Source organism: Mycobacterium triplex (assembly GCF_000689255.1).
Classification (GTDB): Bacteria; Actinomycetota; Actinomycetes; order Mycobacteriales; family Mycobacteriaceae; genus Mycobacterium; species Mycobacterium triplex.
On record NZ_HG964446.1, the window covers coordinates 2,894,264 to 2,910,087 of the forward strand.

Consider the following 15,824-nt stretch of genomic DNA (forward strand, 5'->3'; position numbering starts at 1 on the left):
CAGACGCGTCGCCAGTTGCAGTCTCGCGGCATGTCGGTCTGGCGTGGCACGCTGCCCGGGTGATCTCAGAGCCCTTTGTTGGAACTGACGCGGTTCGCGCAGGAGCGTGGACACAACGCGAGCTGCGGCGCTCGTGCCAGCGGATCTACCGCAATGTCTACCAACAGCGTGGCAGCGCACTGACGGCGCGGGATCGGGCGGTGGCCGCGTGGCTATGGTCGGGGAAAGAAGCGGTGGTGGCCGGTGTTTCGGCTGCCGCGCTACTGGGCGCTGAGTGGATCGATGCTCTCTCACCGGCCGAATTGGTGTGCGGGCGCACTCGCCCGCCGGCGTTGATCATCACCCGGAACGACACCTTGCTGGCGGGCGAGACGGTGGAAGTGGACGGGGTGCCCGTGACGTCGCCCGCCCGCACTGCGTTCGATCTCGGTCGGCGCCCCGGACTGCAAGCCGCGGTCATCCGGATCGACTCGCTGGCGCGGGCCACCGGCACCGCTGCGGCCGATGTCTATCCCGTCATCGAGGATCACCGCGGGGCACGCGGCTTGAGGCAGCTGCGGCGGGTTTTGCCTCTCATCGACGCGGGCGCAGAGTCGCCGCAGGAGAGCAGGACCAGGCTCGTGCTGATCAACGGCGGCTTACCGAGGCCGCAGACCCAGATTGTGGTGCGCAACGACTGGGGCTCGGTGTTGGCGCGCATCGACATGGGCTGGGAGGAATGGCTCGTCGGTGTCGAATACGACGGGGCTCAGCACTGGACCGATTCGCGCATCCGCGCCAACGACATCGACCGCACGGTCGAACTGGAGCGAAGGGGATGGCGCCTGGTGCGGGTCAGTGCTGATCTGCTACGTCACCGGCCAGACGTGCTCGTCGACCGAGCCCGAAGTGCATTGCTGGCTGCGGGCTGCCCGTTGTGACCGCGAGACTGTAAGTGCCGACGCAATTTCCGAGAGGCGCCGTCGCTACCTGCAGTCTCGCGGAGAGTTAGAGGTAGCGTCCGTTAGCAGACACCAGCAGAGGAGAGGCGCAGTTGCGGATTCTGGGCGTATTCCGGGTGCACAACGGTGCGGACGTGTTGCCGCGGGTCCTGGACGCGCTGTCCGGCTGGTGCGACGACATCTACGCGATCGACGACCGCAGCACCGACGACAGCGCGGAGATCCTGCGTCGGCACCCGTCGGTGACCAACCTGGTACGGGCCCGGTCCGACCTGCCGCGCACGCCGTGGCTGATCCCCGAACCACCCGGACTGGAATTGCTGTACCGGATGGCCGATTTCTGCCGGCCGGACTGGATCGTGATGATCGACTCCGACCAGATCGTCGAGGCCGACGCCGACATCCGGCAGCTGCTGGCGAGCACGCCCGATGATGTCGCGGCGCTGATGTGCCCGATGATCCCGGCCTGGAACGATCCGGACTACCCGGACATGATCCCGGTGATGGGGACGGCGGAATCGGTGCGCGGGCCGTTCTGGCGCTGGCGCCCCGGGCTGCGCGCCGGAACCCGGGTGATCCACAACCCGCACTGGCCCGCCAACATCACCGAGCACGGCGGCATCGGCCTGGTGAACGAGATTCGGTTGCACCACACCGGGTGGGCCACGCTGGCCGAACGGATCGGCAAGGTCGAGCACTACCGCAAGATCGATCCGGACGCCGAGATGAACTACGGCGTGCCTTACGACCGCGCCCTGCTGTTCGGCTACGCCTACGAGGAGATCGACCTGCTCAAGGCCGACTACCGGCGCCGGGTGCGTGGCGATTTCGACCCGACCGAGCCGGGCACCCGGCTACCCATCGACCGGGACAGCCTGGCGATCGGCTCGGGCTATGGGCGCCGGGCCGCGGCGTTTCACCCCGGCGTCGACTTCGCCGCGGACCCCGGCACCCCGATTCACGCGGTGACATCGGGAACCGTCTCGGCAGCACACGATCTCGACGACAACGGGCTTCGATCGGTGACCGTCTCACGCGGCGACCTCGACACCGTCTACGTGTTCCGCCCGGGCGACGAGCTCCGAATCGCGGTCGACGATCGGGTGGCCGCGGGAGCACGGCTCGGCGCGCTGGGCCCCGAGCCCCAATCCCGGGACGGCTTCTTGCATTTCGAGGTCCGTATCGACGGCGAACACACCAGTCCGGTGCGCTATCTAGCCAACCTGGGGCTGCAGCCGTGGCCTCCGGCGGGGCGCCCGCGACCGGTGTCGGGGACGTTCCCGGCTTCGTCGCCGTGCACCATCACGGTGTGAGCTGTTCGACCAGCCCACGGGCGGATCGGATCGCCGAGCGGACCTCCTGCAGCACCTTGGCGGGATGCTGTTCGTCCTTGTCGCCAAGCCTGTTGTACCGCTCGACGCCGAAACTTGCTGATTCCACCCGTATCCCGAACGGCACGGCCAGCGAGCGCAGCGCCTCGAAGTGCAGGTAATGGCCGACCGGCTGGCCGGTCACCATCAGGCATGACGAACCGGCCATGCCGACCGTCCGCGCGGCGAAGGTGTAGGTGTCCGCGGAGTTCGCCCTGCGACGATGCGGGTCCGGCGACGGGGTCTCGAGCAGCGTGATCGGCACGCCCAGCTCGTTGCTGTCGGGCGCGAAGCGCCACACCGTCTCGTCGCTCTGCGGCCGGCCGACCCGCCGGCGGGTGTGCTCCACCAGTTCGCGGGTGTCGAGCCCGAATGCGTCGGCCGCCCCGGCGGTCATCAGCTCGAACTCGGTGCGGGCCCCCGGTGCGCACGCGTCGATGGCGTCCTGCTCGGAGTCGAGCACCGGCCGCGACGCCGCGGCCAGCACGACATGGCCGATTCGCCGGCCGTCGGCCATCTCACGCGCATAGCGGGCACGCAGCAGGTTGGTGTATCGGGCGCCGCCGATCACCAGGATGTAATCGAAATCCGTTCCCGCGGGCATGGTTTCGTTCGTCACGCCGAGCGCGGCCGTCGCCGCCGCGATCCTGTCCAGCTGTTCGGCGGGCAGCGTCAATCGGGGGATCAGCCATCTCGCGGCCCCCGCGGCGTCCTGGCTGCTGAGCCGTTCCGCGGTGGCCGCGCGGGCCAGGCCGCGGTAGTCCCACGCGTCGCTGAACTCGTCGAGAAACGCCAACCGGTCGCGCAGGCTGAGTCCGTCGGGAACGGCGCCGCCGAACAGTCCGACCAGCTCCGCCAGCGCGGGGTGGGCAGACCATGCCGCGACCTGCTGCTGCAGCTCGGATATGTCGATCGCAGCGGACCCGACATGGGACGAACACACCTGGCGTTCCCTGTTCCTTCGAAAGCTGGACGCTCATTGGGCGATTCACAACGTACCGCCAACAGGGGGCGGTAATCGCCCACTTCACCAATTTTTGCGGTAGCGACAATATGCGGCCCGTGCAGTGGCTAGGATGCGGCAAAGACTCACACGACGGGGAGCGGAATGCAGTGCGAATTCTCGTAACTGGCGGGGCGGGCTTTCAGGGCAGCCATCTGTCCGAGGCCCTGCTCGCCGCCGGACACCGGGTGACCGTCCTCAACACATTGTCCGTTGCTGCCAAACGAAATCTGCGTGTTTTCGAGAGGAACGAATCGGTGGACATCGTGTTCGGCTCGGTGACCGATTGGGAATTGGTCAGCAAGACCGCGCGCGACCACGACGTCATTTTCCATCTGGCGGCAAACGTCAACGTGGACAAGTCACTTGACGATCCGAGAAGTTTCCTCGTGACCAATGTGATGGGCACCCACCATATTCTCGAGGCCGCGCGCGAACACGGGTCACGAGTCATCTTCGCGTCGACCTGCGAGGTGTACGGCGACGGACACAGCCTCGGCGCCGATACGCTGCTCGACGAAACGGCCGAGCTGAGACCGAACAGCCCGTACGCCGCGTCAAAGGCCGCCGCCGACCGGCTCTGCTACTCGTACTTCCGCTCCTACGGCATGGACATCGCAATGGTGAGGCCCTTCAACATCTTTGGCGAGCGACAGAAAAGCGGGGCCTTCGGCGCGCTGATCCCGATCCTGGTGCGCCGCGCGATTGCGGGCCAGGACCTCACGGTCTTCGGCGACGGCTCGGCCACCCGGGACTACCTCCACGTCAGCGATGCGGTGAACGCCTACCTGCTGGTGCTCGACACCCCGGACCTCAAGGGCCGAGCCATCAATTTCGCCAGCGGCACCAATACCCGGGTGCGCGACATCGCCGAATACATCGGCGCGAAATTCGGCACCCGAGTGGTCAACGGACCCGCCCGCCCCGGCGAAGTGAGCCGATTCCCCGCCAGCATCGCCTTGGCGCAAAGCATCGGCTTCGCACCGAAGGTCGGCATCTGGGCGGGGATCGACCGCTACATCGAATGGGCGAAGGAGCAGCCTCAGGAACTCGCCGGCTAGGCCGCCAGTTTGATTGCGCGCCAGCGCAGCCGGCCGCCGCGCACCTCGACCTCGACATAACCAAATCCCGCCGCGCGCAAGCGATCCGGCAAGGTGTCCGGCGGCACGGTGTTGCAGATGTCGCGGAAATGCAGGATCCGGAACCGCAGCGAATTCACGCTGTCGCTGCCGGCGAACACCCCACCGGGGCGCAGCACGCGGAAAGCCTCGGCGAACAACCGGTCTTGCAGCTCGACCGTCGGGACGTGGTGCAGCATCGTGAACGACACCACCGAGCTGAACTCGTCGGCCGGCAACCCGGTATTGGTGGCGTCGCCGTTGATGATTCGCGCCCGGTCGCCGTAGAGCCGCTGCAGACGCTGCGCCATCGGGGTGTCGAGTTCGACCGAGGTGAGCCTCGGCGTCTTGTCGACCAGCACCCGCAGGATGGCGCCGTAGCCGGGCCCGATCTCCAACGTGTTGTCGCCCAGGTCCACGTCGGCCAGCGCCCAGGGCAACAGATCGTCCTCGACTGCTTTAGCCCAGCGGTCCGAGCTGCAAATCCGTCGGTGCGCGAGATTCATGGCCATGGGTTTCTCCTATGTCAAGCCGCTGCCGGTTGGCAAGGCTGGATTCGGTTGTGGTGGTCGGTGTGGAGGTGGTGGAACACGACACGGGCCAGGCGGCGTTTGAGGCAGCGCAGGGCCTCGGGCCTGGAGTCACCAGCGGCGAGCCGGCCTCGGTAGTAGGCCCGACCAAGGCCGTCGAGGCGGATTTGAGTGACCGCGATACGGTGCAGAGCGGCGTTGAGTTGACGGTTGCCCGAGCGAGTCATGCGCACGCGGCCGGCGGTATTTCCCGACCAGACCGGGATCGGGGCTACCCCGGTGTGGCGGGCGAAGGCGGCCTCGCTTTTGAAGCGGGTGACCCCGGCGGTTTCACCGATGATCTTGGCCGCGGTCAGCTCGCCACAGCCGGGCATCGCCAAAAGCGCCGGAGCGATCGCACGGACGCGCTCGCCGATACGTTTGGTCAAGGCATTGATGGCTTCGGTGAGTCGGGTGATGTCGGCCAACTCCTCGCGGGCCAGCTCGGCGACCAGACCACGCTGGGTAGCCAACCAGTCACCGAGCAACCTGCGGTGCTTGCTCAGATCCAGCGACGCCGGTTTCGGTGCTCGGCCCGGATCAAGTTCGTGCACGCGCCACAACAACCGGTTGATCGTCGAAGTACGTTGCCCCACAAGGTCTTCACGGCGGTCCACCAGCAGCTTCAGCTCCCGCGACACCTCGTCGTGGGAGGCCACCGGAAGATCGGGCTCACGCAGGTAAGCTCGCGCGACGGCCAACGCATCGATCGGATCAGACTTGCCTCGGGTACGCGCCGAGGCCCGGCTCTGAGCCATCAACTTCGATGGAACTCGCACCACCTTCTGATCGGCGGATAACAGGTCGCGCTCGAGGCGGGCTGACAAGTGTCGGCAATCCTCGATCGCCCACACCAGCTCGACCCCGAACTGACTGCGAGCCCATCGCACCACCTGGCGATGACCTGAAGTCGTGGCTGCAACGACCTTCTCGCCGACTTTGCGGCCCACCTCGTCCACGGCGACGAACGTATGCGTGCGCTTGTGTACATCGGCTCCAACAACAACCATGGAGGTTGCCTCCTTCACTGTGAGGTGACGGTTGGGCCGGTCGGCGGACACATCTCAGTGGGGGCGACGCCACGCTCCTATCAAGTCACGCCGGCCGGTCCTTCACACCTGATGCCGACAAAACCCATGAACGCCAACCCGAGGGCGGCAGCGACGCTACGAGCCAGACACCAGGTGATCAGGATCCAACCACCGCAACAAGCGGCAACCTCACCCTGACACTGAGAAAACGGTAGCCCAGTAGCGCAATAGCATTTATCGGATGGAGTCGCGTTGGGTCCTGCACCTGGACATGGACGCGTTCTTCGCCTCCGTCGAGCAGCTGACCCGGCCCACGCTGCGCGGCCGGCCGGTGCTGGTCGGCGGGCTGGGCGGCCGGGGAGTGGTGGCCGGCGCGAGCTACGAGGCGCGGGTGTTCGGGGCCCGGTCGGCCATGCCGATGCACCAGGCCCGCCGGATGGTCGGCGTGACGGCGGTGGTGCTGCCGCCGCGCGGCGTGGTCTACGGCGTCGCCAGCCGGCGGGTGTTCGACGTCGTGCGCGGCGTGGTGCCCGTCGTCGAGCAGCTGTCCTTCGACGAGGCGTTCGGGGAGCCCCCGCAGCTCGCCGGGGCGTCCGCGGAGGACGTCGAGCAGTTCTGCGAGGGCCTGCGACGACGGGTGCGCGACGAGACCGGGTTGATCGCCTCGGTGGGCGCGGGCTCGGGCAAGCAGATCGCCAAGATCGCTTCCGGGCTGGCCAAACCCGACGGCGTTCGGGTGGTCGGCCGCGCCGAGGAACGGTTGCTGCTCGACGGGCTGCCGGTGCGGCGGCTGTGGGGGATCGGCCCGGTCGCCGAGGAGAAGCTGAATCGGCTTGGCATCGAGACGATCGGGCAGCTGGCCGCGCTGACCGACGCCGAGGTCGCCAACATTCTGGGCGCGACGGTGGGGCCGGCGTTGCACCGGCTGGCCCGCGGTATCGACGATCGTCCCGTCGCGGAGCGCGCCGAAGCCAAGCAGATCAGCGCCGAGTCCACCTTTGCCGTCGACCTGGCCAGCCTCGAACAGCTGCACGACGCGATCGAGCCGATCGCCGAGCATGCGCATCAACGGCTGCTGCGCGACGGCCGGGGCGCACGTACCGTCACGGTGAAGTTGAAGAAGTCCGACATGAGCACGCTGACCCGCTCGGCGACCTTGCCGTACGCGACGACCGAGGCCGCCGCGCTGATCGCGCTGGCCCGCCGGCTGTTGCTTGATCCGCGCGAGATCGGGCCGATTCGCCTACTCGGCGTTGGGTTTTCGGGATTGAGCGATGTGCGCCAGGAGTCGCTGTTTCCCGACCTCGAGCTCGCCGCGCCGGAATCGGACGCACAGCACTCGGTCGAGACCGCGACCGACGCGATGTTCGCGCCGGCGCCGGAGGCGTCGCCGTGGCGGGTCGGACTGGACGTCGAGCACCGCGAACTCGGCCACGGCTGGGTGCAGGGCGCCGGCCACGGCGTCGTCACCGTGCGGTTCGAAACCCGAAGCAGCGGACCGGGCCAGGCCCGTACGTTCCCCGCCGACACCGGCGATCTCGTCGCCGCCAACCCGATCGATTCGCTGGACTGGAGCGACTACCTGGGCGCGCTGCGCACCGAGGACACCGCGTCAGCCCCAGCGGGCGATGGCGTCGCCGACCGGTAGCCGCGCGGCCAGCGCGGCCATCAGCAGCACCCGGGCCTGCGGCGGCCGCAGCCGCGGCACCATCACGGCGCCGGCTTCGACCAGGTCGTGGCCGGGGCCGTAGCCCGCGCTGACCCCGCCGCCGGGGACTCGGGTGGACACCGCGACGACGATCCCGTCGGCGCAGTGCCGGCGGACGCCGTCGACCACCGCGGCCCCGGCATTGCCCGAACCCAGCGCCTCAAGCACGACGGCGCGTGCCCCGGCGGCCACGCAGGCGTCCAGCGCCACCGAGTCGCTGCCCAGGTAGGCCGCGACGATATCCACCCGCGGCGCGTCGGCGGCCCGAAGCTCACCGACGGACGGGCGGGTCTTGGCCCCGGTCAGAGCCACATTGCCCGCTGCCACGGTGCCGACCAGCTCGCCGGCGAATCCGCTCAGGTCCTGGGTGGCCACCTTGTGCATGCCCAGCGGCTGCAGCACCCGGCCGGCGAAGGACACCAGCACGCCGAGGCCGCGTGCGGCCGGGCTGGCCGCCACGGCCACCGCGTCGCGCAGGTTGGCGGGGCCGTCGGAGTCGGGGGCGTCGGCGCTGCGCATCGCGCCGGTCAGCACGACCGGGGGATCGCCGGCGTAGGTGAGGTCGAACCACAGCGCGCTCTCCTCCATGGTGTCGGTGCCGTGCGCGACGACCACGCCCGCGGCGCCGCCGTCGACCGCGGCCCGCACCGCGGCGCCGATCCGATCCCAGTCCGTCGTCGTCAGCTCCGAGCTGTCCACCGCCATCAGGTCGACGACGTCGACATCGAGGCCGGCGGTGAGGTCGGATCCGCTGCGGCTGGGACGGCGCACGCCGTCGGCGCCGGTACTGGTCGAAATCGTGCCGCCGGTGGCGATGACGGTGAGACGACCCATAGTCGAATCATTGCGCACGGGCCGGGGCGGCGAGGCCGCACCCGACCGCGCCGGGTGCTAGGGGATGATGGCTAGGTGCCCGAAGAACCAACAGGATCGGCCGAGCCGGTGACGTCGGCGGCGGAGGCCGCAACGTCCGGGGAGCCGGTAGAACCCGAAGCCCCTCCGCGGCGGCGGCGGCTGCTGGTGTCGGTGGCCGCCGTCGTGCTGGTGCTCGACATCGTGACCAAAGTGCTCGCCGTCCGACTGCTGCCCCCGGGGCAGCCGGTGTCGATCATCGGTGACACGGTGACCTGGACCTTGGTGCGTAATTCGGGGGCCGCCTTCTCGATGGCGACCGGATACACGTGGGTGTTGACGTTGATCGCCACCGGAGTGGTGATCGGCATCTTCTGGATGGGCCGGCGGCTGGTCTCGCCCTGGTGGGCGGTCGGCCTCGGGATGATCCTCGGCGGCGCCACGGGCAACCTGGTCGATCGTTTCTTCCGTGCGCCGGGACCGCTGCGCGGCCATGTCGTCGACTTTTTGTCGATCGGCTGGTGGCCGGTGTTCAACGTCGCCGATCCCTCGGTGGTCGGCGGCGCGATCCTGCTCGTCGCGCTCTCGGTGTTCGGCTTCGATTTCGACACCGTGGGACGGCGTAAGGGCGCCGCGAAATCCGAGGCCCGGGATCAGGCCGACCCAGCCAAATGAGCAACCGCTCGATGCCCGTTCCGGAGGGATTGGCGGGCATGCGTGTCGATGCCGGGTTGTCGCGCTTGCTGGGGCTGTCCCGCAGCGCCGTGGCGGCCATCGCCGAGGACGGCGGCGTCGAACTCGACGGCGTGCCGGCGGGCAAGTCCGACCGCCTGATACCCGGCGCCTGGCTGGAGGTGCGGTTGCCCGAGGCGCCGCCGCCGCTGGAGAACACCCCGGTCGAGATCGAGGGCATGGCGATTCTGTACTCCGACGACGACATCGTCGTGGTCGACAAGCCGGCGGCGGTGGCGGCGCACGCCTCGGTCGGCTGGAGCGGGCCCACGGTGCTCGGCGGCCTGGCCGCCGCCGGCTACCGGATCACCACATCGGGTGTGCACGAGCGGCAGGGCATCGTGCATCGCCTCGACGTGGGCACCTCCGGGGTGATGGTGGTCGCGATCTCCGAGCGGGCGTACACCCTGCTCAAGCGGGCGTTCAAACAGCGCACCGTCGACAAGCGCTATCACGCTCTGGTGCAAGGACATCCGGATCCGTCCAGCGGAACCATCGACGCGCCGATCGGGCGCCATCGCGGCGGGGAGTGGAAGTTCGCGGTCACCCAGAGCGGCCGGCACAGCGTCACGCACTACGACACCGTGGAAGCGTTCGTCGCGGCCAGCCTGCTCGACGTGCACCTGGAAACCGGTCGTACCCACCAGATTCGGGTGCATTTCGCCGCGCTGCACCATCCGTGCTGTGGAGACCTTGTCTACGGCGCCGATCCCAAGCTCGCGAAATCACTTGGCCTGGAACGTCAATGGCTGCACGCCCGGTCGCTGGCGTTCGCTCATCCGGCCGACGGTCGGTGGGTGGAATTTGTCAGCCCGTACCCGGCCGACCTGCAGCACGCGTTGAACGTGCTGCGTGACGAGGGCTGATCAGCCGGGCTTGCGGGCCCGGACCAGGACCCGGGTGGCGTGCGCGACGAAGGGCCCGTCGGATTGGATCCGCTCGTGCAGTTCGCGCAGCCGGTCGCGGTAACGCGCTGGATCGGGTGGTTGTCGGGGGGCTGGTCGCTGGGTTGGTCGGGGAGGAGCCGCAGGCGCTCAGAATCATGGCCACGACGATGACAGTGATCAGCCTCATGCGTGCTGACTACCGGCTGCGCGACGATCAGGGTGCACGACACGCCCGCGCGCCGGCAATTTCATCGGCGCCGGTTACAGCGTGGCGGTGCTGGCCTGCCCGGACACGATCTCGGGTGCCAGCGGCGCGACGGCGCCGAGGATGTCGGTCACCGTTTTCGGCGGAACTCCCGCCGCGGCCAGCGCGTCGGCCAAATGCCCGGCCACCAGGCTGAAGTGGTGCATCGTGATGCCGCGCCCCTGATGCACTTGTTTCATCGGGGCACCGGTGTATGGCTCCGGACCGCCGAGGGCGGCCGCGAAGAACTCCACCTGCTTGCCTTTGAGGCGATTCATGTTCGTCCCGGTGAAGAAGCCGGACAGTTGGTCGTCGGCGAGCACCCGAACGTAGAAGTCGTCGACGACGACCTCGAGCGCCGCGTGCCCGCCGATGCGGTGGTAGATGGTTGTCGGCTCCGACTTGCGGAACGTTGCGAAGAGTTTCATCTCACCAGCGGAACATTTCGGCATTGCCCCTCAGTTAGTCCGCGATCACGCTCGGATTGCCCGGCGTAACGAGCCGATTGCCGGCAAGTGGCGGCATCGTCGGCCGCCGGGTGAGCGGGTCCGCCTCGTCCAGCCTTTCCGCTGAATGTGCGTACCAGGCGCCCTCGGCGTCCTCGGCGGGTGTGCGTTTATGGTTTTGCGTGTGCGTTCAGGGCGGGCCCCGCTCGGCGTGTCTACGCCCAAGGCGCACACCGAAAGCCTTGAGTGCACACGCAAAGCCCTGGGCGCACATTCGCGGCCGGGTTAGGTTTGCGTGATGGCCGCTGTGGAGCTGACCGCCGACGTCCCGATGAGTCCGCGGGACATGTGGGACCACGTCTCGGATCTGTCGGACCTGGGCGACTGGCTGACGATGCACGAAGGCTGGCGCAGCGAGCTGCCCGACGAAATCGCCGAAGGCACTCAGATCGTCGGCGTGGCGCGGGCCAAGGGCATGCGTAACCGTGTCACCTGGACGGTGACCAAGTGGGACCCGCCGCACGAGGTCGCGATGTCGGGTGCGGGTAAGGGCGGAACCAAGTACGCCGTCACCCTGACCGTGCGACCGACCGGCGACGGATCGACGCTCGGTTTGCGACTCGAGCTGGGCGGTCGGGCGTTGTTCGGACCGGTCGGATCGGCGGCGGCGCGCGCCGTCAAGGGCGACGTCGAGAAGTCGCTGAAGAACTTCGTCCAGCTGTACGGATAAAACCCAGACACACTTGCGCGACACGCCGAGGAAGTGTCGGTCCGCGGTCATAGACTGGCGTGCCTATGAACCAGTCCTCCTTCGTGCACCTGCATAACCACACCGAGTACTCGATGTTGGACGGTGCCGCGAAGATCACGCCGATGCTCGCCGAGGTGGAGCGGCTGGAAATGCCGGCGGTCGGCATGACCGACCACGGAAACATGTTCGGCGCCAGCGAGTTCTACAACGCGGCGACCAAGGCCGGGATCAAGCCGATCATCGGCGTCGAGGCCTACATCGCGCCGGCCTCGCGCTTCGACACCAAGCGCATCCTGTGGGGCGATCCCAGCCAGAAATCCGATGACGTCTCGGGTGGCGGCTCCTACACCCACATGACGATGGTGGCCGAAAACGCCACCGGGCTGCGCAACCTGTTCAAGCTGTCGTCGCTGGCCTCGTTCGAGGGTCAGCTCGGCAAGTGGGCGCGGATGGACGCCGAGCTGATCGCCGAGCACGCCGAGGGCATCATCGCCACCACCGGGTGCCCGTCGGGCGAGGTGCAGACGCGTCTTCGGCTGGGACATGACCGCGAGGCGCTCGAGTCGGCCGCCAAGTGGCGCGAGATCTTCGGGGCCGACAACTTCTTCCTCGAGTTGATGGACCACGGGCTGTCCATCGAGCAGCGGGTCCGCGACGGTCTGCTGGAGATCGGCCGCAAGCTCGGTATCCCGCCGCTGGCCACCAACGACTGCCACTACGTCACCCGCGACGCCGCGCACAACCACGAGGCGCTGCTGTGCGTGCAGACCGGTAAGACGCTGTCGGACCCGAACCGGTTCAAGTTCGACGGCGACGGCTACTACCTGAAGTCGGCCGCCGAGATGCGCAAGATCTGGGACGACGAGGTGCCCGGCGCCTGCGACTCCACGCTGCTGATCGCCGAGCGGGTGCAGTCCTACGCCGACGTGTGGGCGCCGCGCGACCGGATGCCGGTCTTCCCGGTGCCCGACGGGCACGACCAGGCGAGTTGGCTGCACCACGAGGTGATGGCCGGGCTGCAGCGCCGATTCGGGCCCGGCGTCGGCCAGGAGTACATCGACCGGGCCGAGTACGAGATCAAGGTCATCTGCGACAAGGGTTTTCCGGCCTACTTCCTGATCGTCGCGGACCTGATCAACCATGCCAGGTCGATTGACATCCGGGTCGGGCCGGGGCGTGGCTCGGCGGCGGGCTCGCTGGTGGCCTACGCGCTGGGCATCACCAACATCGACCCCATTCCGCACGGTCTGCTGTTCGAGCGCTTCCTCAACCCGGAACGTCCGTCGGCACCCGACATCGATATCGACTTCGACGACCGCCGACGCGGTGAGATGGTGCGCTACGCCGCCGACAAGTGGGGCTCGGATCGCGTCGCGCAGGTCATCACCTTCGGCACGATTAAAACCAAAGCGGCCCTGAAGGATTCGGCGCGGATCCATTACGGGCAGCCCGGGTTCGCGATCGCCGACCGGATCACCAAGGCGTTGCCGCCGGCGATCATGGCCAAGGACATCCCGCTGTCGGGCATCACCGACCCGGCCCATGAGCGGTACAAGGAAGCCACCGAGGTGCGCAGCCTGATCGAAACCGATCCGGACGTGCGCACCATCTACCAGACCGCGCGCGGCCTGGAGGGCCTGATCCGCAACGCCGGTGTGCACGCGTGCGCGGTGATCATGAGCAGCGAGCCGCTGACCGAGGCCATCCCGCTGTGGAAGCGGCCGCAGGACGGCGCCATCATCACCGGTTGGGACTACCCGTCGTGTGAGGCCATCGGCCTGCTGAAAATGGACTTCCTGGGCCTGCGCAACCTGACGATCATTGGCGACGCGCTGGATAACATCAAGGCCAACAGGGGAATTGACCTCGACCTGGAATCTGTGCCGCTCGACGATAAGCCCACCTACGAGCTGCTGGGCCGCGGCGACACCCTGGGTGTGTTCCAGCTCGACGGCGGACCGATGCGCGATCTACTGCGCCGGATGCAGCCGACCGAGTTCAACGACATCGTCGCCGTGCTGGCGCTGTACCGGCCGGGGCCGATGGGCATGAACGCCCACAACGACTACGCCGACCGCAAGAACGCTCGGCAGCCGATCAAGCCGATCCACCCGGAGCTCGAGGAACCGCTGCGCGACATCCTGGCCGAGACCTACGGCCTGATCGTCTACCAAGAGCAGATCATGTTCATCGCCCAGAAGGTCGCCTCCTACACGATGGGTAAGGCCGACGCGCTGCGTAAGGCGATGGGTAAGAAGAAGCTCGAGGTGCTCGAGGCCGAATACAAGGGCTTCTACGAAGGCATGACCGCCAACGGCTTCTCCGAAAAAGCGGTGAAAGCGTTGTGGGACACCATTCTTCCGTTCGCCGGATACGCGTTCAACAAGTCGCACGCGGCGGGTTACGGCCTGGTCTCGTACTGGACCGCCTACCTGAAGGCCAACTATCCGGCCGAGTACATGGCCGGCCTGTTGACGTCGGTGGGCGACGACAAGGACAAGGCCGCGGTGTATCTGGCCGACTGCCGCAAGCTCGGGATCACGGTGCTGCCGCCGGACGTCAACGAGTCTCTGGTCAACTTCGCCTCGGTCGGCAAGGACATCCGTTTTGGCCTGGGCGCGGTGCGCAACGTCGGTGCCAACGTGGTGGGATCGCTGATCAAAACCCGAAGCGAGAAAAGCAAATTCACCGATTTCTCGGACTACCTGAACAAGATCGACATCTCCGCGTGCAACAAGAAGGTCACCGAATCGCTGATCAAGGCGGGCGCGTTCGATTCGCTGGGGCATGCCCGCAAGGGGCTGTTCCTGGTGCACACCGACGCCGTCGACTCGGTGCTGGGCACCAAGAAGGCCGAGGCGATGGGCCAGTACGACCTGTTCGGCGGCGGCGATGCCGGCGGCGACGCGGTGTTCACCATCCGGGTGCCCGACGACGAATGGGAGGACAAGCACAAGCTCGCCCTGGAGCGGGAAATGCTGGGGCTGTACGTATCCGGGCATCCGCTCAACGGGGTGGCGCACCTGCTGTCGGCACAGGTGGACACCCAGATACCCGCGATCCTCGACGGCGACGTCAGCAACGACACCCAGGTGCGGGTGGGCGGCATCCTGGCCTCGGTGAACCGCCGGGTCAACAAGAATGGAATGCCTTGGGCCTCAGCTCAATTGGAAGACCTTACCGGCGGCATCGAGGTGATGTTCTTCCCGCACGCGTACTCCGCGTACGGTGCCGACATCGTCGACGACGCCGTGGTGCTGATCAACGCCAAGGTCGCGATCCGTGACGACCGCATCTCACTGATCGCCAATGAACTTGTGGTGCCGGACTTTTCGAATGCTCAGCCGAACCGGCCGATTGCGGTCAGCATGCCCACCCGGCAATGCACCATCGACAAAGTGAGCGCGCTCAAGCAGGTCCTGGCGCGCCATCCGGGAACGTCCCAGGTACATCTGCGGTTGATCAGCGGAGACCGCATCACCACGCTGGAGCTCGACCAGTCGCTGCGGGTGACGCCGTCGCCGGCGCTGATGGGCGACCTGAAGGAGCTGCTTGGCCCGGGGTGTCTGGGCAGCTAACGCCCGTGACTGTGCGGCCACGGCTTTGACTGTGCGTCCAGGGCGGCGTCGCTCGGCGTGTCGCCACCGTAGGCGTACACGCGAAGCCGTACGCGCACACTCGACGGGCCAGAGGCGCTAAAGCTCGACCCGGACGATCACGCTGTCGGGCCAGACGCCCCGATCGCGGGCCCGCCGCAGCTTCTCGGCGACACCCAGGTTCTGGTGCACGTTGGTCACGCCCGGCACCTTGATCAGCGGGACTATGTTCCACTGCCAGCCGTAGCGCCGGCTCAGGATCCGATTGGCCCGTTCGGCTTCGTCGCCCGACAGCAGCGTGGCGCGTCCGGTCACCGTCGCGGCACCGTCGCGAACCCGGCCGCGGTAGTCGCACGCCCGCAGTTCGACGTCGGGGCGGGCCATCAGGCGCTTGGTCTTGGGGCCCACCTTGGTCCGGAACACCGCGGCGTCGCCGTCCATCGCGAACCAGATCGGGGTGTCGGCCGGGGTGCCGTCCCGCCGAAACGATCGGAGCAGGGCGTAGCGAGCATCACCGAGTGCGTTGTTGTGCATGCTCCCAGTCAACGACTTAGAGTTAACTCGAAGTCAAGCGAC

14 protein-coding genes and 1 pseudogene are annotated in these 15,824 nt (G+C 67.6%); 8 read left to right on the forward strand and 7 right to left on the reverse strand.

Translation table 11 applies throughout. The features are described from left to right. Window positions 1-59: 59 nt before the first annotated feature. Both BN973_RS13495 and BN973_RS13500 read left to right on the forward strand, forming a co-directional pair. A complete protein-coding gene (locus BN973_RS13495; RefSeq protein WP_036468753.1) occupies window positions 60-920 on the forward strand; it encodes an endonuclease domain-containing protein in 861 nt (286 codons plus the stop codon). 113 nt (window positions 921-1,033) lie between these two features. Next, the gene (locus tag BN973_RS13500) at window positions 1,034-2,254 is read left to right on the forward strand and encodes a peptidoglycan DD-metalloendopeptidase family protein (protein ID WP_036468755.1); all 1,221 of its coding nucleotides are present in this window, start codon (window positions 1,034-1,036) and stop codon (window positions 2,252-2,254) included. Here BN973_RS13500 and BN973_RS13505 read toward each other — a convergent pair. Beyond that, window positions 2,244-3,254 carry a hypothetical protein gene (locus BN973_RS13505; RefSeq protein WP_051641245.1) on the reverse strand — a complete coding sequence of 337 codons (1,011 nt, stop codon included), beginning with the start codon at window positions 3,252-3,254 and terminating at the stop codon, window positions 2,244-2,246. The genes BN973_RS13500 and BN973_RS13505 overlap by 11 nt on opposite strands. A 170-nt stretch (window positions 3,255-3,424) precedes the next feature. Between BN973_RS13505 and BN973_RS13510 the strand changes: the two genes are divergently transcribed. After that, complete coding sequence (locus tag BN973_RS13510; protein ID WP_036468757.1) at window positions 3,425-4,375, forward strand: dTDP-glucose 4,6-dehydratase; 951 nt, start codon at window positions 3,425-3,427, stop codon at window positions 4,373-4,375. Here the strand turns inward: BN973_RS13510 and BN973_RS13515 are convergent. Together BN973_RS13515 and BN973_RS13520 are read right to left on the reverse strand one after the other, a co-directional pair. Then, window positions 4,372-4,944 carry a class I SAM-dependent methyltransferase gene (locus BN973_RS13515; protein WP_036468759.1) on the reverse strand — a complete coding sequence of 191 codons (573 nt, stop codon included), beginning with the start codon at window positions 4,942-4,944 and terminating at the stop codon, window positions 4,372-4,374. The genes BN973_RS13510 and BN973_RS13515 overlap by 4 nt on opposite strands. A gap of 14 nt (window positions 4,945-4,958) precedes the next feature. Continuing rightward, complete coding sequence (locus BN973_RS13520; protein WP_198048926.1) at window positions 4,959-6,029, reverse strand: IS110 family RNA-guided transposase; 1,071 nt, start codon at window positions 6,027-6,029, stop codon at window positions 4,959-4,961. A gap of 244 nt (window positions 6,030-6,273) precedes the next feature. Here BN973_RS13520 and BN973_RS13525 point away from each other — a divergent pair, with 244 nt between their 5' ends. Further along, window positions 6,274-7,680 (forward strand): DNA polymerase IV, encoded by a 1,407-nt coding sequence (locus BN973_RS13525; protein ID WP_036468760.1) that lies wholly within the window; start codon window positions 6,274-6,276, stop codon window positions 7,678-7,680. Here BN973_RS13525 and BN973_RS13530 read toward each other — a convergent pair. After that, window positions 7,645-8,574 (reverse strand): asparaginase, encoded by a 930-nt coding sequence (locus tag BN973_RS13530; protein WP_036468761.1) that lies wholly within the window; start codon window positions 8,572-8,574, stop codon window positions 7,645-7,647. The two genes, BN973_RS13525 and BN973_RS13530, sit on opposite strands and share 36 nt — an antisense overlap. 75 nt (window positions 8,575-8,649) lie before the next feature. Here BN973_RS13530 and lspA point away from each other — a divergent pair, with 75 nt between their 5' ends. Both lspA and BN973_RS13540 read left to right on the forward strand, forming a co-directional pair. Then, entirely contained in the window at window positions 8,650-9,267 is a 618-nt protein-coding gene (gene lspA, locus BN973_RS13535; protein ID WP_051641246.1) for a signal peptidase II, read from the forward strand. Beyond that, entirely contained in the window at window positions 9,264-10,190 is a 927-nt protein-coding gene (locus BN973_RS13540; RefSeq protein ID WP_036468762.1) for an RluA family pseudouridine synthase, read from the forward strand. The genes lspA and BN973_RS13540 overlap by 4 nt, the downstream gene beginning before the upstream one ends. Here BN973_RS13540 and BN973_RS31685 read toward each other — a convergent pair. Further along, window positions 10,191-10,295, reverse strand: a pseudogene (locus BN973_RS31685) (SAM-dependent methyltransferase); the annotation flags it as partial. A 177-nt stretch (window positions 10,296-10,472) separates the two neighbouring features. Beyond that, window positions 10,473-10,883, reverse strand: coding sequence for a group I truncated hemoglobin (locus BN973_RS13545; RefSeq protein ID WP_036468763.1), 411 nt, complete (start codon window positions 10,881-10,883; stop codon window positions 10,473-10,475). Window positions 10,884-11,199: 316 nt separating this feature from the next. Here BN973_RS13545 and BN973_RS13550 point away from each other — a divergent pair, with 316 nt between their 5' ends. Continuing rightward, window positions 11,200-11,631 carry a type II toxin-antitoxin system Rv0910 family toxin gene (locus BN973_RS13550; protein WP_036468764.1) on the forward strand — a complete coding sequence of 144 codons (432 nt, stop codon included), beginning with the start codon at window positions 11,200-11,202 and terminating at the stop codon, window positions 11,629-11,631. A gap of 65 nt (window positions 11,632-11,696) precedes the next feature. Continuing rightward, window positions 11,697-15,230 (forward strand): DNA polymerase III subunit alpha, encoded by a 3,534-nt coding sequence (gene dnaE / locus BN973_RS13555; protein ID WP_036468766.1) that lies wholly within the window; start codon window positions 11,697-11,699, stop codon window positions 15,228-15,230. A gap of 117 nt (window positions 15,231-15,347) precedes the next feature. On the opposite strand, the gene BN973_RS13560 is transcribed toward dnaE, so the two are convergent. Next, the gene (locus BN973_RS13560; RefSeq protein WP_036468767.1) at window positions 15,348-15,782 is read right to left on the reverse strand and encodes a PPOX class F420-dependent oxidoreductase; all 435 of its coding nucleotides are present in this window, start codon (window positions 15,780-15,782) and stop codon (window positions 15,348-15,350) included. Between the last annotated feature and the right edge of the window lie 42 nt (window positions 15,783-15,824).